The sequence below is a fragment of the Streptomyces sp. V3I8 genome, from assembly GCF_030817535.1.
Taxonomy (GTDB): domain Bacteria; phylum Actinomycetota; class Actinomycetes; order Streptomycetales; family Streptomycetaceae; genus Streptomyces.
In genome coordinates, this window is the sequence record NZ_JAUSZL010000002.1 from 7,744,800 (window position 1) to 7,764,533 (window position 19,734).

General features: G+C 73.0%; 14 protein-coding genes. 10 read left to right on the top strand and 4 right to left on the bottom strand.

Translation table 11 applies throughout. The features are described from left to right. Positions 1 to 21: 21 nt before the first annotated feature. Entirely contained in the window at positions 22 to 687 is a 666-nt protein-coding gene (locus QFZ75_RS34395) for an ATP-binding cassette domain-containing protein (RefSeq protein WP_307543221.1), read from the bottom strand. Between the two features lie 180 nt (positions 688 to 867). Further along, positions 868 to 951 (bottom strand): putative leader peptide, encoded by an 84-nt coding sequence (locus tag QFZ75_RS41255; protein ID WP_373466074.1) that lies wholly within the window; start codon positions 949 to 951, stop codon positions 868 to 870. A gap of 146 nt (positions 952 to 1,097) precedes the next feature. On the opposite strand from QFZ75_RS41255, the gene QFZ75_RS34400 reads away from it, so the two are divergent. Further along, positions 1,098 to 1,520 carry a secondary thiamine-phosphate synthase enzyme YjbQ gene (locus QFZ75_RS34400; protein WP_307543223.1) on the top strand — a complete coding sequence of 141 codons (423 nt, stop codon included), beginning with the start codon at positions 1,098 to 1,100 and terminating at the stop codon, positions 1,518 to 1,520. Between the two features lie 62 nt (positions 1,521 to 1,582). Here QFZ75_RS34400 and QFZ75_RS34405 read toward each other — a convergent pair whose 3' ends face one another. After that, the gene (locus QFZ75_RS34405; RefSeq protein ID WP_307543225.1) at positions 1,583 to 2,539 is read right to left on the bottom strand and encodes a mannose-binding protein; all 957 of its coding nucleotides are present in this window, start codon (positions 2,537 to 2,539) and stop codon (positions 1,583 to 1,585) included. A gap of 646 nt (positions 2,540 to 3,185) precedes the next feature. On the opposite strand from QFZ75_RS34405, the gene QFZ75_RS34410 reads away from it, so the two are divergent. The 4 genes from QFZ75_RS34410 (at position 3,186) to QFZ75_RS34425 (ending at position 9,983) form a co-directional block, all read left to right on the top strand. Beyond that, a complete protein-coding gene (locus tag QFZ75_RS34410) occupies positions 3,186 to 3,983 on the top strand; it encodes a type VII secretion system-associated protein (protein WP_307544980.1) in 798 nt (265 codons plus the stop codon). Further along, complete coding sequence (locus QFZ75_RS34415) at positions 3,980 to 5,263, top strand: ricin-type beta-trefoil lectin domain protein (RefSeq protein ID WP_307543227.1); 1,284 nt, start codon at positions 3,980 to 3,982, stop codon at positions 5,261 to 5,263. The genes QFZ75_RS34410 and QFZ75_RS34415 overlap by 4 nt, the downstream gene beginning before the upstream one ends. A 143-nt stretch (positions 5,264 to 5,406) precedes the next feature. Next, positions 5,407 to 8,724: a right-handed parallel beta-helix repeat-containing protein gene (locus QFZ75_RS34420; RefSeq protein WP_307543229.1), complete on the top strand. Its 3,318-nt coding sequence runs from the start codon at positions 5,407 to 5,409 to the stop codon at positions 8,722 to 8,724. Further along, entirely contained in the window at positions 8,721 to 9,983 is a 1,263-nt protein-coding gene (locus tag QFZ75_RS34425) for a S8 family serine peptidase (RefSeq protein ID WP_307543231.1), read from the top strand. The genes QFZ75_RS34420 and QFZ75_RS34425 overlap by 4 nt, the downstream gene beginning before the upstream one ends. Before the next feature lie 222 nt (positions 9,984 to 10,205). On the opposite strand, the gene eccCa is transcribed toward QFZ75_RS34425, so the two are convergent. Beyond that, a complete protein-coding gene (eccCa, locus tag QFZ75_RS34430; RefSeq protein WP_307543233.1) occupies positions 10,206 to 14,246 on the bottom strand; it encodes a type VII secretion protein EccCa in 4,041 nt (1,346 codons plus the stop codon). A gap of 452 nt (positions 14,247 to 14,698) precedes the next feature. Between eccCa and eccD the strand changes: the two genes are divergently transcribed. The 5 genes from eccD to QFZ75_RS34455 all read left to right on the top strand — a co-directional run bounded on the left by eccD (position 14,699) and on the right by QFZ75_RS34455 (position 19,702). Continuing rightward, the gene (eccD, locus tag QFZ75_RS34435; RefSeq protein ID WP_307543234.1) at positions 14,699 to 16,105 is read left to right on the top strand and encodes a type VII secretion integral membrane protein EccD; all 1,407 of its coding nucleotides are present in this window, start codon (positions 14,699 to 14,701) and stop codon (positions 16,103 to 16,105) included. A 45-nt stretch (positions 16,106 to 16,150) separates the two neighbouring features. Further along, entirely contained in the window at positions 16,151 to 17,782 is a 1,632-nt protein-coding gene (gene eccB, locus QFZ75_RS34440) for a type VII secretion protein EccB (protein WP_307543236.1), read from the top strand. A 499-nt stretch (positions 17,783 to 18,281) separates the two neighbouring features. Next, the gene (locus tag QFZ75_RS34445) at positions 18,282 to 18,617 is read left to right on the top strand and encodes a hypothetical protein (protein ID WP_121409269.1); all 336 of its coding nucleotides are present in this window, start codon (positions 18,282 to 18,284) and stop codon (positions 18,615 to 18,617) included. Between the two features lie 84 nt (positions 18,618 to 18,701). Continuing rightward, positions 18,702 to 19,010, top strand: coding sequence for a WXG100 family type VII secretion target (locus QFZ75_RS34450; RefSeq protein ID WP_307543237.1), 309 nt, complete (start codon positions 18,702 to 18,704; stop codon positions 19,008 to 19,010). Between the two features lie 224 nt (positions 19,011 to 19,234). Beyond that, complete coding sequence (locus QFZ75_RS34455; protein ID WP_307543240.1) at positions 19,235 to 19,702, top strand: type VII secretion system-associated protein; 468 nt, start codon at positions 19,235 to 19,237, stop codon at positions 19,700 to 19,702. Positions 19,703 to 19,734 lie beyond the last annotated feature (32 nt).

Genomic DNA, 19,734 nt, shown 5'->3' on the forward strand with positions numbered 1-19,734 from the left:
GTACGAATCTTCCCGGCGGGGTCACGAGGACGGGCCGGCGTCGCCCGGGCGTGCCAGCAGCCCGGCCAGTTTGGCCCGCAGTGCGGTGAAGCGCGGGTCGGCGCTGTCCCGCGGGCGGTCCAGCTCCACCCCGGTCTCGTGCGCGATGACGCCCCGGTCCAGTACGAGGACGCGGTCGGCGAGCAGTACGGCCTCCTCCGCGTCGTGTGTGACCAGCAGGACGGCGCACCCCCGGCGCCGCCACAGCTCGCCGAGGAGCCGTTGCGCCCGGCGTCGATTCGGCGGGTCCAGGGCGCCGAACGGCTCGTCGAGCAGCAGGAGGTCGGGCTCGCGCAGCAACGCGCGGGCCAGCGCGGCGCGCTGGGTCCGAGCGGTCCCGCCGGGCAGCCCGAGCAGCGCGTGGCGCCGCACCACCCGCTTCCAGGACGTGGGGCGGGGCTCCTGGAACACGGCGGCCTTGCGGCGCGGGACGAGCACGGTGCCCTCGACGTCGCGGTCGAGACCGGCGAGTACGCGCACGAGGGTGGACCCGCCGCAGCCGCTGCGGCCCAGGACGGCCACGAACTCGCCGGGCCGCACGTCGAGCCCGAGGCCCTTGAGGACGGCGCGGTCGCCGAAGGTCCGCGTCAGGCCCTCGACGCGTACCGCGGAGGCGGGTGCGGCCGGTTCCTGGATGTCGGTCGCCATGGCGGCGCCAGCCCTTCGGGGAAGCGGACGGTGTCGCTGGGGGAAGCCGTGCCCTGGTGAGCCTTCACCGGCACCGGCACCGACGCGGCCCGGGTCGGCCAGGGTCGGCCCGGGCCGGGTCGGGCAGGCCTGCGGGAGCGGGGAGGCGCAGGGGCGCCGGGAGAAAGGGGCGAGGAGGCGTCAGCGGCCGGTGCGACACGCGGCGGAGGCCACCCGCAGCAGGTCGATGTGACCGCGCGTGGTGAGCAGGACTGAACGCAGCATGGTCAGGAAAGTAGCCAGTCGGCCCGCACGGGGTCAATGCCGTCTCGTGGGACGGACCCGCGTCCCACGGGACGGACATGCGTCCCACGCATCGGCCCGGCGCCGTCGTCGGGTGGGGGATCCGGCGCATGGGTCAGGATGGGGGCATGTCCGATGCCTTCACCACCCGCGTCCTGAACGTCACCTCCGGATCCAGGGAGGCGGTCGTCGATCTCACCCGTGACTGCGAGGCGTTCCTGCGGGAAGCGGCGGGCGGCCGTGACGGCCTGCTCAACGTCTTCGTGCCGCACGCGACAGCGGGCGTGGCCGTCCTCGAGACGGGTGCGGGCAGCGACGAGGACCTGCTCGCGGCCCTCCACACGCTGCTTCCCGCGGACGACCGCTGGCAGCACCGCCACGGCAGCCCGGGCCACGGCCGCGACCACGTCCTGCCGGCGATCGTCCCCCCGCACGCCACGCTGCCGGTGATCGACGGCCGGCTGGAACTGGGCACGTGGCAGTCGGTGTGCCTGGTCGACACCAACCGCGACAACCCGGACAGGAAGGTCCGGTTGTCGTTCCTCGGCTGAGGCCTGCCGGCAGGGCGCGCCGTGGTGACGGCGCGCCGTGGTGACGGTGCGGTGGTGTGGTGTCAGGTCGACCAGATGACGTTGCCGTTGTGCAGGACGACCACCTTGCCGTCCGCGCGCAGGACCAGCTGGGCGTTGTCGTGACCGTGGCTCTTGGAGGCCCAGATCGGGCGGTCGTCGCCGTTGTGGACGACGAGGTTGCCGTCCTGCTGGAAGATCGCCCGGTGGTTGGCGCCGAAGGTCATGGACGCCCAGACGGGCTTGTCCTTCTCGTTGTAGACGACGAGGTTGCCGTCGCTCTGCATGACCATGCGGATGCGGTTGGTGGACCAGGACTGCCCGGCCTGCAGCACGCTGGTCGCGTAGACCGTCTTGGTGCCCCAGACCGGCTTCGGGTCCGCCTTGGGCTTCTCGGTCTTCTTCTTCTCGGGCGACTTGCTCTTCTCGGCCGGCGCCGGTGCCGACGCCGAAGGTGAGGGCGAGGCGGGCTGTGCCACGGCGACCTTCGGAGCCGCGCTCTTCTTCGGCTTGGCCTTGCCCGGTGACGAACTGGGCTTCTTCGCCACGTAGTCGTCGAGCATGGCGGGGGCGGAGCTCGCGTTGAGGACGGTGTCGGAGTCCGCGGCCAAACCCTTGTCGGAGCCGGGACGTTCGTCGTTCGCGCTGCCGGCCAGCAGCAGGGGTATGGCGACCAGGACGGCGCCGGCGATCGCGGCACCCGCCAGGATCGGCTTGCGGGGCCGCCCGGTGTCGACGCCGGTGTCGGACTTGACGTTCGGCGGCGCGATGGTGACGGCCGCCGCCATCGCGGTGGCCTCCTCGGATTCCTCGGCCGGCTTGGCGGCGGCCGGGGCGGCGGTGTCGGGGGCGGCGGGGGTCTCCCCGGTCTTCGGGGCCGTGCCGGACTCCGCCTCGGGAGCCGCGGTCTCGGGAGCCGCGGCTTCAGGAGCCTTGGCCGCGCTCGCGCTCGGGGCCTGCTCGTCCGGTGCGGATGAGGGTGCGGGTGACGGTGTCGGCACCGGAGGCGGGGTCGCGGACCCGGCCGCCGGCGTAGCGGAGGCCGGGTCCGCGTTCGTGTCCGCGCCTGGCGTCTGTGGGGGTTGGGGGGACATGCGGTACTCCTCCTCGGTGGCGGAGCCGTCGGTGGTGGGCGAGGGCCCGCGCAGCGGGCGGGCCGACGAACACCGCCCGGCTCGCCGGGCGTTGGTCAAGTGCCGCGTCGAGGTGCGCCGGTGGGGCCCGGTCCGGGTCGCCGGGTCCGCATGACCTTCCGCGGTGGCGGCCGCGAACCGGTCCGATGCCTTCCGAGCTGCGAAGTCCTCCCGTACGGCCCTGGCTTGGACGTCCGGGCGGAAGGCACATGTACGTTCGACGGGTCCGATGGCGTATCCAACTTAGCCCGTCACGGGAGCGACAGCAGCACCCACCGTCCCAACCGCCCCACCGCTTTGTCCGTCCACGCCTCACTGCTCCCCAAAAGTTCTCCGACCGGGCAGCGAACGGGCACGTGGGAGCCCGATACGGACCCGCACCCCCGCGCCCACGGGTGGGGCGTGTGTGGCATTCTGTTGACTCCCCGATCTGATCAGTGTCGGCTCAGTGTGGGCGTGCGCGCATGGTGTGCGGCACCCAGGAATTCGTACGGACCGAAGAGTTCAGGTGAAGATGCGGCCCGGAGAACGGCAAGAGGGCAGGCCTGATGCCTCGTCCGTGGTGCCCGACGGCTCCGCCCCGGTCACCGCCTCCGCCTCTGCTTCCGAGTCGCCCGTGGCCGGCGTCCCGGAGACGGACCGGGGTATCCCGGAGGTCGAGATACCCGAGGCCGTGCGGGACGCCGCCCGCCGGGCGCCCGGACACTGGATCGGTGTGGTCGACCCGGAGTGGACCGACGAGCGGACACCCCCGGAGTGGGCCGTGCTGGGGGAGTGGCAGTCGGACGGGAGCGGGGGTGTCGGCGACTACCGTGCCAATCCCGCCTACCGGCCCTCGGCCCGCGTGCTCGGCTGGCCGGAACCCACCGACCCGGTGGACGCGGCAGCCCAGCGCGCCGCCACCGGCTACGGCTCGGTGGACGAGGCGGTCGCGGCGCTCGCGGAGGCGGAGGTCACCGTGGTGCGCGGGGCGGACGGCCGACCGCTCACGGCCACCGGTCAGGACGGGGCGCCGGTGGTGCTGTTGTTCACCTCACCGGCGCACGAGTTCATGTCCCCGACGCTTCGGCACGGCACACTCCCGGCCCGGGAGCTGGCCCGTTCACTGACCGGTTCGGGCGCCCGGCTGCTGGCCAACGCCGGGGCCGCGGCCCCCCTGCTCGTACCGGCGGACAGTCTTCTTCCCGGCTCCGGCGACCTGCCCGGCTCCGGTGACCCCTCCGGCCCGGCGGACCCCACCCGCCCGGAGGCCGCGCCCCGGGACGACGACACCCCCGGCGCCCGGCCTCACACCACAGGGAGGACCACGTGACACGTCCGGCCCAGCAGCCCCCCACCTCCCCCGAGTCCTCCACTTCCCCGAGCGCATCGTCGGGCTCGGAGGGCGAGGCGACGGCCGCGACCGCACCTGCCGCCGGCACCGAGTCCGCCGAGGCGAAGACCGCGGCCACAGCCGGGTCCCGTACGCCCGGTGAATCCCGCACGTCCGGTACGAAGGCTGCCGAGCCCGGGCCGACGTCCGAGCCCACCCCCGGGGCCACGTCCGCACCCGCAGAGGCCGGGTCCGGGAACGAGGCCTCGACCGGAGCCGGAGCCGAAGCCGCCGAAGCCGAGGCGGCAGGGTCCCGGGGCACAGCCGCAGAGCCCGGCGCGGAGCCCGACAGCGAGTCCGACGCCGAAGCGGACTCCGGTACGGACCCCGGTGCCGCCGCGGCGGCCAAGAGCCGACTGCCCGCGCTCGTACGGACCATGACCGCGACCGCCATCGACCGGCCGCAGCCGGAGACCGCCCCGGTCGGGCGCCCGGGCAGGGCCGTGCTGGCCGGAGCCGCGGTCGCGGGCGCGCTGCTCGTGTCGGTGCCGCTGCTGATGCTCGGCGGCAACGACAAGGAGGACCGCAAGGGACCGGCGTCGGCGGGCACCGTGCTCGGGGGCGACGCCCAGGAGGAGCCGGGCGAGTTCGCGGCGGCCGCACCCGGCACGGGTTCCCCGGGCGCCGACGCGAAGGAGTCCGCCGGCAAGCAGGGGAAGCCGGTGGAGAAGGCGTCCGCCTCCACCGCCGCGAAGGGCGAGAGCGGCGGCGGACCCAAGGACACCGGTGAGAAGGAACAGCCGAAGAAGCGAAGCGGCGACAAGGGCGACAAGGGTGACGAGAAGGCCGACAGTGACAAGGACCAGCCGGTGAGGTCCGGTTCGGGTGTGACCTTCGGCGCCCCCGTCTCCCTGCGCAGTCACCTCTCGGGCCGCTGCATCGACGTACCGGGCAGCGACTTCGGCGACGGCAGGAAGCTGTTCGTGTGGGACTGCAACGGCGGCGCCGCGCAGAAATGGCAGTTCGCCTCCGACGGCACCGTCCGCATCAAGGGCTACTGCCTGGACGTGGCCGACGCGAACTACAACGACGGCACCCCGATCCAGATCGCCCGGTGCAGCGGCAACGCCGCCCAGAAGTTCGTCCTGAACGCTAGCCACGACCTCGTCAACACCGTCGTCGGCAAGTGTGTGGACATCAAGGACAACAACCGGGACAGCGGTGCCTGGCTGCAGTTGTGGAGCTGCGCGGGGACCGACAACCAGAAGTGGAGCGTCTGAGGACGCCCGCGGACCGGGAGCAACACTCCCGATACCCGTCCGCCCCGCGGGCGGGGCATGATGGCACCGTCGGCTCGCCGACACACGCCCCCAGCAGACGGGGGCGTCCGTTGCAGACGCCCCCGTGGCAAGGAGGTTGGTGCGTGTCGCGCCAGGTACTGACGGTCGGTCCGGGAGACCGGGACCGTCACCGGACGATCGGTGAGGCACTCGCGGCTGCCCGGACCGGCGCACTCATCAGCGTCGCGCCCGGGACGTACGCGGAGAACCTGGTGATCAACACCAGGGTCACCCTCACCGCCGCCGAAGGGCGGGGAACGGTGGAGATCCGCCCGCGTTCGGGCAGCGTGATCGCGCTGCGCGCCGACGCCGTGATGCTCTCCGAAGTGACATTGCGCGGCGGCGACGCCGAGCTGCCGGCCGTGGACGTGCGGCGCGGGCAGGCCGCGCTCGACGGCTGCGAGATCATCGGCGCCGCGTGGACCGCGATGCTCGCCGGCGGCACGGGTTCGCTCGCGCTGCGGGAGTGCCGGATCAGCAACTCGCAGGGCGCGGGCATCGTGGTCACCTCGACCACGCCCACCACCGTGGAGTCCTGCACCTTCGAGCACCTGGGCACCAGCGGCCTGGTCCTCGCCGAGCAGGGCGAGGCCCGCATCCGCGGCTGCACGGTGCGCGACGCCCGCGGCAACGGCCTGCTCGCCAACGGCGAGTCCCGCGGCACGGTCGAGGACTGCGACATCTCCTCCACCGACAAGCCCTCCATCGCCCTGGAACAGAACTGCTCCCTCTCGGTGGTCCGCACCGTGGTGCACGACACCAGCACCGGCGTGCACCTGAGCAGTGCGGGCCGTACGACGCTGGAGGACGTCCGCGTCACCGGGGCGTCCGGCAACGGCATCACGCTCGCCCAGGGCACCGACCCGGTACTGCGCCGCTGCCGCGTCTCGCGCACCCGCGGACACGGCGTGCTGGTCACCGACCGGGCGCGCGGCACCTTCGAGGACTGCTGGATCGACGGCACACAGGGTGCGGCACTGCGGGTCGCCGGCGCCGCCTCCCCGGCCCTGACCGGTCTGACGGTCCGCGACTGCGACCAGACCGGACTGCTCCTGGAGGAGGACTCGGCGCCCGAGCTGGACCACCTCGAGGTGATCGGCGGCGCGCCCGCCATCGCGGTGCGCGGCGGAGCCAACCCGCTGCTGCGCCGGGCCCGGCTGGTGGAGCCCGCAGGCGACGGCATCTCGACGGCCAAGGACGCCCGGGGCCGCGTCGAGGACTGCGAGGTGGTCCGGCCGAAGGGCGCGGGCGTCCGCGTGGCCTCCGGCAGCACCCTCTACCTGGCCGGCGGCGGAGTCTCCGACACGGCCACCAACGGCCTGGTCGTGGAGGACGGCGGCAACGTCACCGTCCGTGACTTCCGCGTCGAGATATCCGGCGAGGAAGGCGTGGTCGTCGCCCCGGGCGGCGAACTGACCGCCAACCGCACCTCCGTGCACGCCTCCAAGGGCCACGGCTTCCTGCTCCGCGAGGGCGCGCTCGCCTCGCTCAGCGGCTGCGAGGTCTCCGGAGGCGCCCAGGACGGCTTCCGGGTGGAGTCCACCGCGCCGGTCTCCCTGGTGAACTGCCTCGCCCGCGAGAACGAGGGCGGCGGCCTGGTGCAGACCGCGCCCGGCGACCGGCTCGCCGTGGACGGCCTGAACAGCACCGGCAACGGCAAGCGGGACGCCTGGGGCTCCGGCAGCGCGGAGAACACCGACCCGGCCGGCTCCGGCGCCGCGGACGCGCCCCCGCCGGACCGCGCGGACGGCCCGCTGGGCGCCCTGAACGCGCTGATCGGCCTGGAGAACGTCAAGCAGCAGGTGCGCACGCTGGTCAACCTGACCCAGCTCGCCCAGCGCCGCGAACAGCTCGGCATGTCGGCCCCGCCGATGAGCCGGCACCTGATCTTCGCCGGCCCGCCCGGTACCGGCAAGACCACCGTCGCCCGCCTCTACGGGTCGATCCTCGCCGAACTGGGCTCGCTGCGCAGCGGGCACCTGGTCGAGGTCTCCCGCGCCGACCTGGTCGCGCAGGTCGTCGGCGGCACCGCGATCAAGACCACCGAGACCTTCCAGCGGGCGCTCGGCGGCGTGCTGTTCATCGACGAGGCGTACACCCTCTCCTCGGACAGCGGCAACGGCGGCGCCGACTTCGGCCGCGAGGCGGTGGACACCCTGCTGAAGCTGATGGAGGACCACCGCGACGACGTGGTGGTGGTCGCGGCCGGCTACTCCCGCGAGATGGAGTCCTTCCTCGGCTCCAACCCGGGTCTGGCCTCCCGCTTCTCGCGGACCGTCGAGTTCGAGAACTACTCGGTGCCCGAACTGGTCGCGATCATGGAGAACATGTGCGGCCAGCACCAGTACGAACTGGGCGAGGGCACCCCGGCCGCGCTGGCCGCGCACTTCGAGGCGATGCCGCGGGACAGCGGGTTCGGCAACGGCCGTGCCGCGCGCGGGGTGTTCGAGGAGATGGTGGACAGACAGGCGGTCCGGCTCGCCACCCTGCAACAGGTCAGTGAGCACGACCTGCGGCTGCTGCTGCCGGAGGACGTCTCCGCCACCGCCGCCGCGCAGGCCACCGACACCGCGGCCCCGGCCGACGACCCGCTGACCCGCCTCGGCGACATGATCGGCCTGGCCGAGGTGAAGCGCGAGGTCGCCGACCTGGTCAACCTCATCACCACCGCCCGTCACCGTGCCGCCGCCGGGCTGCCGGTGCCCTCGCTCAGCAACCACCTGGTCTTCACCGGCCCGCCCGGTACCGGCAAGACCACCGTCGCGCGCCTGTACGGGGAGATCCTGACGCAGCTCGGCATCCTCGACCGGGGACAGCTGATCGAGGCCGCCCGCGCCGACCTGGTGGGCCGCTACATCGGTCACACCGCCCAGCTCACCCGCGAGGTCTTCGAGAAGGCCCGCGGCGGTGTGCTGTTCATCGACGAGGCGTACACCCTCACCCCGCGCGGCGGCGGCGCCGACTTCGGCCAGGAAGCGGTGGACACGCTGCTGAAGCTGATGGAGGACCACCGCGACGAGGTGGTCGTCATCGTCGCCGGCTACACCGACGAGATGGAGCGCTTCCTCGCCTCCAACCCGGGCCTGTCCTCCCGCTTCCCGCGCCGCATCGGCTTCGCCGACTACTCCTCCGAGGAACTGGTCACCATCGTGCGCGCCCAGGCGGCGAGCATGGGGTACGAGTGCGGAGCGGGCACCGGCCCGGTGCTCAAGGAGTACTTCGACTCGGTGCCCCGGGACCGTTCCTTCGGCAACGCCCGGCTGGCCCGCCAGGTGGTCGAGTCGATGGTCACCCGGCAGGCGGGACGGCTCAGTTCACTGGCTACGCCCACCCTCGACGACCTGCGCATCCTGCTCCCCGAGGACGTCGTGTCCGCGGCACCCAAGGCGGCCCCCCGATGAGAAAGCCCGCGCGCGGGGTCGCCCGCCTGCTGTCCGGCACCGGCCTCGCCGCCGCGCTGCTGCTGCCCACCGTCGTCCCGGCGCAGGCGACCCCTGCCGCCGGTCCGCCCGCGGCCGACGGGAAGGGCCAGGAACTGCCCGGTATGCCCTCCGCGCTCGCCGCGGACGCCGACACGGTGGACTGCACCCCCGCCTCCCGTGAGAAGGCCGGGAAGCAGGACTGGTCGCGCCAGCGCCTCGACCTGGACCGGCTGCACGGGTACAGCACCGGCGCGGGTGTCACCGTCGCCCTGATCGACACCGGTGTAGTGCCGGGCGCCGCCGGTCTCGCCGGCCGGGTCACCGCCGAGGGCGCGGCCGCCGAGGACTGCGTCGGGCACGGCACCTTCCTGGCCGGGCTGATCGCCGGGACCGGTGAGGGCCGTGCGCGCCTGACCGGGGTCGCCCCGGGCGCGAAGATCCTGGCCCTGCGCGGTACCGACACACGCGGCCAGGCGAGTACGACCCTCGTCGTGGCGGCGGTTCGCGCGGCGATCGCGGCGAAGGCCGAGGTGATCGCGGTCGGGGTGGCCCTGCCGCGCCGTGACGCGGAGCTGACCCGCGCGGTCGCCGACGCGCGCGAGGCGGGCGCGCTGGTGGTCGCCGCGGCCACCCCGGACCCGCCCCGCAGCGGCACCGACGAGATCCCGGCCCGCACGTACTGGCCGGCCGGTGAGCCCGGCGTGCTGTCGGTGGCCGACATGATGCCCGCGGGGGTCCGGCCGGACAACGCCCTCGCCACCGGTGGCATCGACCTGGCCGCTCCGGGCGCCGGAGTGGTCTCCGGCGGTCCGCGCGGGGACGGTCACTACCTCGGCGCGGGCGCCTCGGTGGCCGCCGCCTACGCGGCCGGGGCCGCCGCCGCGGTCCGCGCCGTGCGGCCGGACGACTCGCCCGACGCCGTCGCGCGCCGCCTGACCGCGACCGCCTATCCGGCCGACATCCCGCAGCTCGACGCCTACGCGGCCGTCACCACCGTCCTGAACGACTCGGGCGACGCGGACGGGTCCGCCGGGGCCGGGCGGGCCGCGGACCCCGTAGCGGTCCGGGACACCTCCGCGGCGGACCGGGCCACCGACCGGGCCACGCTGTTCGTGCTCCTCGGTACCGGCGGCGTGCTGGCCGTCCTGTGGGCCGCCTTCGCCCTGCCGCGGGCGCGGGCGCGGGGGTGGCGGCCGGCGGGGGCGGGGCCCTCGTCGGGTGCCCCTGACGAGGGCTGAGCGGTTCGCTGCCTGCGGGTGGGCGGGGGGTCCGGTCGCGCCGTTCCCCGCGCCCCTGAGGGGCGAAGGACTGCGCCGTTCCCCGCGTCCCTTGAGACAGAAGACCGCGCCGTTCCCCGCGTCCCTTGAGACGAAGGACTGCGCCGTTCCCCGCGCCCCTTGCAGGGCCCGGGGAACGGGAAGCGGGGGCCACCTCAGGTGGCCCCCGCTTCGCTGCGTCGCTCAGGTGTTCTGTGCCTCGGGCTCCTCCACCAGGGCCGTCTGTATCAGCTTCGCCTTGCGGCGGGCGATGTGCAGGGCTCGGCCCGGCGGGAGGTTGCGGGGCTTGGTGTTGCCGAAGAGGCTGCCCTCCGTGGGCGGGCAGGAGAGCAGGACGGCCGGGTTGTTGGCCTCGTCGAGACGGCGGATCAGGCCGTCGCTGAGACCGCGTCCCGCGCCCATGGCACTGCGGGCGACGACCAGGTGCAGCCCCATCTCGAAGCCGAGCGTCAGGTACTCGAACAGCGGCTCCAGAGGACTCTGGAACGAGCTGCCGGAGACCATGTCGTAGTCGTCGATCAGGATGAACAGACGCGGGCCGGTCCACCAGTCGCACCGGCGCATGCGGCCGGGGGCGATGTCGGCCCCGGGGACCCGGGTCTTCAGCGCCCGGGCCGCGCCCTCGATGGTCTCCTTGAGGTTGTCCAGCGAGATGACGTGCCCGATGCGGTACTCCTCGGGGACGGTGTCCACCAGGGTACGGCGGTAGTCCACCACGATGATCTTCGCCTCGGCGGGGGAGTAGCGGGCGGTGATGCCCGCCGTGACGCTGCGCAGCAGGTTGGTCTTGCCGCTCTCCGTGTCGCCGACCACGATCATGTGCGGAGTACGGCTGAAGTCGTGCCAGACCGGCTCCAGCGCGTCCTGGTCGATACCGAGGGGCAGGCGCATACCGCCGCCCTCGGTGGGCTCGGGCGCGGGGAGTTCGGCGGCCGGGAGGCGGTGCGGCAGCATCCGGACCTGCGGGGCGGGCGCGCCGGGCCAGTGCCGGGCGACCTCGGTGACCAGGTGGGTGACACCCTCGCCGAGGTCCTCCAGAGAGCCGCTGCCGTCGAGACGGGGCAGACCCGCGAGGAAGTGCATCTTGCTGTCGGCGGTGATGCCACGGCCACCGCTGCGCGGCACCGAACGGGCCTTGCGGGTGTCGATCTCGGAGTCCATCGGGTCACCCATCCGCAGTTCCAGGCGGGTGGCCGACTGGTCGCGGACCTGCGCGGACAGCTCCACCCAGCGGGTGGTGGTGATGATCAGGTGGATGCCGTAGTTGAGGCCCCGCGCGGCGAGCTCGTTGAACTTCGCGATCAGGTCGTCGTAGTCCTGGCGGACCGTGGACCAGCCGTCGACCACCATGAACACGTCGCCGAAGGGCTCGTCGGGGAACTCCCCGGCGGCCCGCCGGCGGCGGTAGGACTGCATGGAGTCGATGGTGTGGTCGACGAAGAACTGCTCGCGCCGGGCGAGCAGCGTCATCACCTCGGCGACCGCCCGGTGCACCCGCTCCGGGTTGAGCCGCGCCGCGACACCGCCGACGTGCGGGAGCGCCGCGAGCTGCGAGAGACCGCCGCCACCGAAGTCGAGGCAGTAGAACTGGACCTCGGCGGGGGTGTGGGTGAGGGCGAGGGCGCCGATCAGCGTGCGGGCGAGCGTGGACTTGCCGCTCTGCGAACCGCCCGCGACGGCGACGTGGCCGCCGGCTCCGGAGAGGTCCACGACCAGCGGGTCGCGGCGCTGCTCGAAGGGCTTGTCCACCAGGCCGACCGGGACGCGCAGCTTGCCGGTGCCGCCCCAGCCCGCGGCGGTGAGACCGCGCTCGGGGTCGACGGTGAGGCCACCGGGCAGCAGGACGTCCAGCGGGGACGGCTCGTCCAGCGGCGGCAGCCACACCTGGTGGGCGGCCGGACCGGAGTCGCGCAGCCGGTCGAGGGCCACGGCGAGCAGCGTCTCCTCGTCCTCGTCGCCCTCCTTGGTCTCCGGCTCCGGTTCGGGGGCGGCCTCCAGGGTGCGCGGCACGACCCAGCCGCTGGTCCACGGCACCACCTGACTGGCCACCCGGGCCTGCACCACCGCGCCGGTACGGCGCCGGTAGGTGCCGGACGAGTAGGCGGCACGGAACCGGGTCAGCGACTCCACCCCGGACTTCAGGTAGCCGCTGCCGGGCTGGGCCGGCAGTTCGTAGGCGTCCGGCACACCGAGTACGCCGCGGCTCTCCATGGCGGAGAAGGTGCGCAGGCCGACCCGGTACGAGAGATGGCTCTCCAACTGGTGCATGCGGCCCTCGTCCAGGCGCTGCGAGGCGAGCAGCAGGTGCACCCCGAGGGAGCGGCCGAGGCGGCCGATCATCACGAACAGGTCCATGAACTCCCGGTGCGTGGACAGGAGCTCGCTGAACTCGTCGACCACGACGAACAGGCTGGGCAGCGGGGTCAGGGCGGTCCCCGCCGCGCGGGCCCGCTCGTACTCCAGGGCGGAGGTGTAGTTGCCGGCCGAGCGCAGCAGCTCCTGGCGGCGCATGAGTTCGCCGTGCAGAGCGTCCTGCATGCGTTCCACCAGGGCGACCTCGTCGGCGAGGTTGGTGATGACCGCGGAGGTGTGCGGGAGTTCCTCCAGGCCCAGGAACGTGGCGCCGCCCTTGAAGTCGACCAGGACGAAGTTCAGGGTCTCGGAGGAGTTGGTCAGCGCGAGACCGAGGACGAGGGTGCGCAGCAGCTCGCTCTTGCCGGAGCCGGTGGCGCCGATGAGCATGCCGTGCGGGCCCATGCCGCCCTGCGCGGACTCCTTGATGTCGAGTTCCACCGGGCGCCCGTCCACGCCGACCGCGACCGGCACCCGCAGCCGGGCGGAGCCGGTGTGCCGGGCGAAGAGGGTGGCCGGGTCGTGCCGGTGCAGGTCGGGGATGCCGAGCAGGGTGGTCAGTTCGACGTCGGCGTCCAGCGGCTGCGCGATGTCGGTGCCCAGGCTGATCCGGCGGGAGGTGAGCAGCCGGGCCAGCGACTCCGCGCCGAGCGGGCCGAGCCGGTCCGGGCGGCCGAGCGCGACGGAACGCTCCTTGCGGCTGCGGTCGGTACGCACCAGGTTGACCCGGTCGGGACCGACGGTCAGCCGCAGCGTGTTGCGGCCGGGCTTCCAGCGCAGCGCCCCGGAGACGTCGAGGACCACGGCGTTGCGGTAGCCGTGCCCCTCCCAGCGGTGGCCCTCGGGGACGGTGACGCCGTCCAGGACGACCACGGTGTACGGCTCGTCACGGCCGGGGCGGGCGTCCGGGTCGAAGCCGGGCCGCTCGGCGAACTCCGCGCCGAGCAGGTCGTCCAGCTCGTTGAGGTCGGCGGTGATTCGGCGGACCTGTCCGGCGCCGTCCTCCTCCTGCGGATGCAGCGCGTGCGGCAGCCACTTGACCCACTCCCAGTCGGGCCGCCGCTCGTCGCTGACACAGATCGCGAGCCACAGCTCCTCGGGCGCGTGGAACACCGCGAGCTGACCGAGCGCGGCGCGCACGAGGGAGCGTACGGCGTCGGTCGGGTCCGGTGCGGGGGTGCCGGCCTCGGACCGGGCCGCGCCGAGCTCCCCGCCGGGCGGGACGCCCGGTTCGGCGGAGGTCTGTCCCGGGGCGTCCTCGGGGCGCACCAGGATCCGGGCCGAGGAGCGCAGGTACAGGCCCAGGGGCTGGTCGGGCACGGTCGAGTAGGCGCGGATGAAGCGGCGCAGGGCGTGCGCGGTGAGCGGTTCGAGGTCCTCCACCGGGCGGGTCGAGACCGGCTGCAGGGTCAGCGCGAGCTGCTGCTCACCGACCGCGAGCCGGGCCTCGCCGAAGTCCTCGTCGGTCGGGCGGCGCTCCCACAGCCGCGAGGTGCGGGCCAGCGAGCGCAGCGAGGCGGGGTCCGGGTGGCGCCAGGCGAGCGCCCGCTGCTGCTCCACGATGGTGGAACGGACCCGCTTGCGCATCTGGGTCAGGTAGCGGAGGTAGTCGCGGCGTTCGCCCTTCAGACGCTGCTTGCGCTCGCTGGAGCGGCGCATCAGCTGCCCCAGGAGCATGGCACCGGCGGAGAGCGCCATGACGCCCATGGCCAGGTACATGAAGACGCCGTTCCCGCCGCCGGGGCGCAGGAACATCAGCATCATCGACACCGACATCAGGGCCATCGGCAGATAGGTCCATATCGCCGAGGTGTCGGGCACCGCCTCGGCGAGGACCGGTGGCTCCTGCAGGGTCAATTGACCCTCGGGCATCTCCGGTCCGCGTCTGCGGGCCGGCCGGCGAAACAGCACCACACTCAAGGAACGAAACCTCCGGGTTCACTGACTTTCCGGCCCGCACCGAATACCGACGCACCCGGCAGCGGGAAAGACCGTACCGGGTCGATTCTCCGGGTCCCGCGTCAGGCGGTGAACGCCGGGGTGAATGTTTCGAGCGGATAGCGAAGACGGGCAACTCCCGTGAAGACAACTCCATACCGGACAACGAGTCCGGTCCGCAGCACGATCCGGCGGGCGTAGGCAGTAGTCTGCATTCACGGAACGCGACCTGTCCACGTGGGAGAGGCGGTCGCCGGCCGCGCGGACACAATTCTCCTGCCAGTACCCCCCGTTCCTGGCCGCGCCGGCCTTCCGTACCCTTCGCAGGTCCCCCTCCCGGGGAAGTCCTCCTGTCAAAGCCCCCACGGAAGACGAGAGTTCAGCTGATGACCGACAGCGCTGTGGCCGAACTGTGCCGCCTGACCGTACGTGCGCCGAGCGTCTCCGTCGATCTGGCCGTGCCCGCCGACGTGCCGGTCGCCGATCTGCTGCCCACGCTGCTGCGTTACGTCGGCGAGGAGGCCGAGGAAGCCGGTCTCGACCACGCGGGCTGGGTGCTCCAGCAGCTCGGCGACGCCCCGCTCGACGAGGAGACCACCCTCGCCCGCGCCGGGCTCGCCGACGGCGCCGTGCTCTACCTGCGCCCGCACACCGAGGCGCTGCCCGAGGCCCGGCTCGACGACCTGGTGGACGGCATAGCCGACACCGCGGCCCGCAAACTGCACACCTGGCACCCCGGCGCGGCCCGCGGACTCCTGGTGGCCGCCGCGGTGGCGACCGTGGTGGCGGGCCTCGCCCTGGTGCTCTGGCCCGGGGCGACCGCCTCCGGCTCCCGGCAGGTCGCCTTCGCGGCCGTGACCGGGCTGCTGCTGCTCGCGGGCGCGGGCTCGGCCAGCCGTGCGGTCGGCGACCGCCTCTCCGCGACCGCCCTCGCGCTGCTGGTCGCGCCCTGTCTGGCGCTGGCCGGCTGGCTGCTGCCCGGTGGCGACCTGACCGGCCCGGACGCGGCCCAGGTCGTGGGCGCCCGGCTGCTGGCGGCCGGCGCCGCGGGCGCGGGCGGCGCGGTCCTCGCGCTCGCCGCCACCGCGGTCGGCGCCCCGGCCCTGTTCACCACCGCCGTCGTCTCGGTGGCGGCCGCGATCACCGGCGCCCTCATGGGGTACTCCGGCCTGTCCGTGCCCGCCTCCGCGGGCATCGTGGCGACGGTGGTCGCCCTCGCCGCCGGAGCGGTGGCACCGTTCGCCTTCAAACTGGCCGGGATGCGGCTGCCCGCGCTGCCGTCCTCCGCCGCCCAGCTCCAGGAGGGCATCGAGCCCTACGCGGGCGACGAGGTCGCCGAGCGCACCGAACTGGCCGGGCGCTGGGTCACCGCGCTCTTCGCCGCCACCGGCGTCGTCGCCCTGGCCGCCCTGGTCGTCCTGACCCACGGCCCGAACCTGCCCGAGGTGCTGACCTCCGTCGGGCTGAGCCTGCTGCTGCTCCTGCACAGCCGCGGCCTGGTGCACATCGGGCAGCGGCTGACCCTCGCCGTGCCCGGCGTCCTGGGTCTGCTGCTGCTGGCCCGCGCCTGGGCGGTGGACGACGGCGGCGCCGTACGCGTGGTGGTCTTCGCGGTGCTGCTCTGCTGCGCCGCCGCGCTCGTGATCGCCGCCTGGACGGTGCCCGGCCGCCGGATGCTGCCGTACTGGGGCCGGGCGGCGGAACTGGCGCACACCGGCTTCGCGGTGGCGCTGCTGCCGCTCGCCCTCTGGGCGGCGGGCCTCTTCGGCTGGCTGCGCGGCCTGTTCGGCTGAGCACACCCCTTACGCCGCGGCATGAGAAGGAGTTGAGGAGAGGCCGTGCAGTCCAAACGAGACCAGGTACACGCCCACACGTTCATGATGGGCAGGCTCAGCTCGAGCCTGCTGATGGCCGACCCGGACGCCCCGGAGAGCCCGCTCGGCCGCACCACCCGGGGCGTGGTCTTCGGCGTGCTGGTCACCGTCCTGATCGCCGCGGGCACCACCGTCTACGGCCTGCTGCGTCCGGGCGGCAACGACGGCTGGCGCGACGGCGAGCACCTGGTGGTCAACCGCGACACCGGCGCCCGGTACCTGTGGACCGGCACCGACGGCGTACTGCACCCGGTGCGCAACTACGCCTCGGCGAAGCTGATCGGCGGCTCCGACCTCGCGACCGCGGACGTCCGCACGCCCTCCCTGCAGGGTGTCCCGGTGGGCGCCCCGGTCGGCATACCGGGCGCCCCCGACGCCGTGCCCGCACCAGGTCAGCTCGACGACGGCGCCTGGCACATGTGCGTCACCGGACCGGACGGGGCCCTGCCCAACACCTCCGGCGTCGTGACGACCAGTGGGGTGGACGCGCCGGGTGCCACCACCGTGGCGGCCGGGATGTCCCTGGACTCCCACGGCATCGGCCGCGACCGCGGTGTGCTGGTGAGCGGTCCGGACGACACCGAGTACCTGGTGTGGCGGGGCAGCAGACTGCCGCTGGACCGCGCCTCCGACGCCCGCAACGCCCTCGGCTACGGCTCACAGAAGGCGATGCCGGTCTCGGCGGCCTTCCTCGACGCGCTGGCACCCGGCCCCGCCCTGAAGCCGCCCGCGGTGCCGGGGCGCGGCGAGAAGGGCCCCACGCTCGGTGGGGAGGCCAGCCGGATCGGCCAGCTGTTCAAGGTCAGCGTGCCCGGCGGCGACAGCACCTACCACCTGCTGCGCAAGGACGGCCTGGTGCCGCTGACCCGGCTCGGCGCGGCCCTGGTGCTGGGCGACCCGGCCACCCAGAAGGAGGCCTACCAGGGGCAGTCGCCCGAGGCGCGCACCGTCGGCGCGGACGCGCTGCGCGGGCACCAGGGCAAGGACTCCGGCGCCGCCGCGTCCGCGGAACTGCCGGACACGCCGCCCCTGCCGCAGTCCACGGAACGCGGCATGGCGCTCTGCGCACAGGTCGACGGCGGCGACGGCGGCGTACGGATCAGGTCGGTGCTGGTCCCGCTCACCCAGCTCACCCCCGTCGCGGTGTCGCAGGGCACCGCGCAGCCGCTCGAACCGGCCTGTGTGCCGACGGACGCCACGGTGGTGCGGCCGGGGCACGGCGCCCTGGTGCGGGCCCTGCACGCGAGCGGCGCCGCGCACGCCGGGACCACGTACCTGGTGGCGGAGAACGGCGTGAAGTACCGGGTGTCCGCCAAGGAGTCGCTGGGAGCGCTCGGGTACGGGGCCGGGGACATCGCCTCCGTCCCGGCACCGCTGCTCGCGGCCTTCCCGACCGGCGCGGACCTCGACGCGACCGCCGCCACCGGTGCCACGGAGCCCAAGGTCACGGCTCCGCAGTGCAGCACCGCCGAGCGTTCGGACAAGGCCGGGGGCAAGACCGTGGAAAAGGTCGCGCAGAAGGTCGCGGGGAACGGGGCGGGCAAGCCGGACAAGGGGAGTGAAGCGGTCACGGCGGGCGCCGCCGCGCAGAACTGACACCGCGTGGCGATCCGGACGGGAACGCGCGCGGCAGTGGGGAAGGGAAAAGAAAAGAAGTGAGGGAGGGAAAGGCCGAGCCGAACTCGGCGCCGGCGGTGCGAAGTCGCCGGCACCGCACGGTGTCATGGCGACGGTTACTCGGGAGAAACCTCAGAAAAAGCTCAGACTTATCGGCGGATTGCACCCGTTGAATGCCGTGAGTGCGCACACAAAACCGGGCGTGGTTCTTCTCCGTGACCGTTCGGTCTCTTCCCGTGCCCGCTTTCCGCCCGTTTCGCGGGTCGTGCGGGGCAGTTCACGCCCTGCTTCACCGCGGTTGCGGCGCTCCTGTTCATCCCTCTGCAACGTTCGCACAACTCCGTTGCCATACAGGCGAATTCTACCGAACCGGCTGTTGCCCACATCTTTCCTGCACGCGTTGCGCGGAACCCTGTTTTCTCTTTAGCCTCAGCGGGCAACGGTGCGACGAGACGCGCCTGAACGAAGGGAGCGTGACATGGCGGACAGCGCCGCAAGGAAAGCGGACTATGCCAAGGGCTTGGGAGGCGTCTCCTCCCTGGAGACGGCCCGCGACCAGGTCGAGAAGACCCAGAACAACGTGGCTGAGATCGCCGCGCGGTCCGGTGTCGGCGGCGACGAGGGCCAGGCCCTGCTGAAGCTCTTCCGCAGCTGGAACGCCGAGGCGCAGAAGGTCGTCATCCAGATCAGCACGATGATCGACGCGCTCCAGGAGAACGTGACCTCCGCCAACCGCCTGGCGAAGGAGAACCAGGACCTGACCGAGGTCCTCAACAGCAAGACCAGCCAGGGTGTCTTCGAAGCACTGAGCTGAACCGACCACGGCACCGGCGCACTTCGGTGAGCCGGACTGCGTGAGCTTCCCGGGCCGCGTGCCCGGCCTTCGAGAGGAGACGTCATGGCCGACGGCATCATTGACGTGCAGTACCCCAAGGTCCAGCAGGCCATCGAGGAACTGAAGGACCAGACCCAGGTCATCATCAACACCCTCAACAACCTGGAGGACGAGCTCAAGCCGCTCGTCAGCAGCTGGGAAGGTGCGGACCAGGAGCAGTACCGCGTCGTCCAGGCGGAGTGGGACAACGCCACCAAGAACATGGCGCGGCTCCTCGGCGACAACGGCGAGCTGATCCGGACCATCCACGACAACCACTCCCGTGACGAGCGCAAGAGCGCCGACAACTGGGGCAACGTACGGGCCCGTTAAGGGCTGGGCCCCAGGGCCCGTCCGGAGTCTCCCCTCCGTCCTGAGGGCGGGGTCCGGCGTCGCGTACGTGTAGTCCCAAGGCGCCGAACCGCCCGCATGGCGGCCTCATGCGGGCGGCTGAGGCGACAACTCCCGTGCGGGAGGTCACAGCGATGTGACCCCGCCCTCCCCGCCGGGCCGTCCCACCCCCACCCGTCCGGAACCCAGCAGCAGGAGATCGTCCCATGGCCGGTGAAAAGGCCGACGTCAAGCATTTCGACCTCAAGCAGATGGAGAACTTCCGGGACAACGAGGTACAGCCGGTCTACACCGCTGCCAAGAAGCACCGTGAAGAGGGCGACGGAAGCACGATCCGCCCGCTCGGCCACCTCGTCGACGGGCACACCACCCCGGGCAACCTCGACCAGAACCAGCAGCTCCTGCGCATCGGCAAGATGGCCACCGAGCCCCTGGTCTCGGGACCGAAGCTGATCGAGGGCGTCCGCACCGCGGCGGAGGCCATCGACAAGCTGCTGGGTGACCAGATGGAACTCTTCAAGGAGCTGAAGGAAGCGCTCTCGGACACCATCGAGGAAGCCAACAAGACCAAGAACAAGAACCTCGACGCGATCGACGCGCAGACCCTGCTGCAGACCTTCGACGAGGTCGACACCCTCACCGCGGGCGGTTCGGAAGAAGAGGAAGAGGACTGACCCCCACGCGTGCCGACGGTGGCCACGGCCGA

Bases quoted from the DNA above. Each gene is read 5' to 3' on its own strand.
- QFZ75_RS34395 (WP_307543221.1), bottom strand. From the start codon at position 687: ATGGCGACCGACATCCAGGAACCGGCCGCACCCGCCTCCGCGGTACGC.
- QFZ75_RS41255 (WP_373466074.1), bottom strand. From the start codon at position 951: ATGCTGCGTTCAGTCCTGCTCACCACGCGCGGTCACATCGACCTGCTG.
- QFZ75_RS34400 (WP_307543223.1), top strand. From the start codon at position 1,098: ATGTCCGATGCCTTCACCACCCGCGTCCTGAACGTCACCTCCGGATCC.
- QFZ75_RS34410 (WP_307544980.1), top strand. From the start codon at position 3,186: ATGCGGCCCGGAGAACGGCAAGAGGGCAGGCCTGATGCCTCGTCCGTG.
- QFZ75_RS34425 (WP_307543231.1), top strand. From the start codon at position 8,721: ATGAGAAAGCCCGCGCGCGGGGTCGCCCGCCTGCTGTCCGGCACCGGC.
- eccCa (WP_307543233.1), bottom strand. From the start codon at position 14,246: ATGCCCGAGGGTCAATTGACCCTGCAGGAGCCACCGGTCCTCGCCGAG.
- eccD (WP_307543234.1), top strand. From the start codon at position 14,699: ATGACCGACAGCGCTGTGGCCGAACTGTGCCGCCTGACCGTACGTGCG.
- QFZ75_RS34445 (WP_121409269.1), top strand. From the start codon at position 18,282: ATGGCGGACAGCGCCGCAAGGAAAGCGGACTATGCCAAGGGCTTGGGA.
- QFZ75_RS34450 (WP_307543237.1), top strand. From the start codon at position 18,702: ATGGCCGACGGCATCATTGACGTGCAGTACCCCAAGGTCCAGCAGGCC.
- QFZ75_RS34455 (WP_307543240.1), top strand. From the start codon at position 19,235: ATGGCCGGTGAAAAGGCCGACGTCAAGCATTTCGACCTCAAGCAGATG.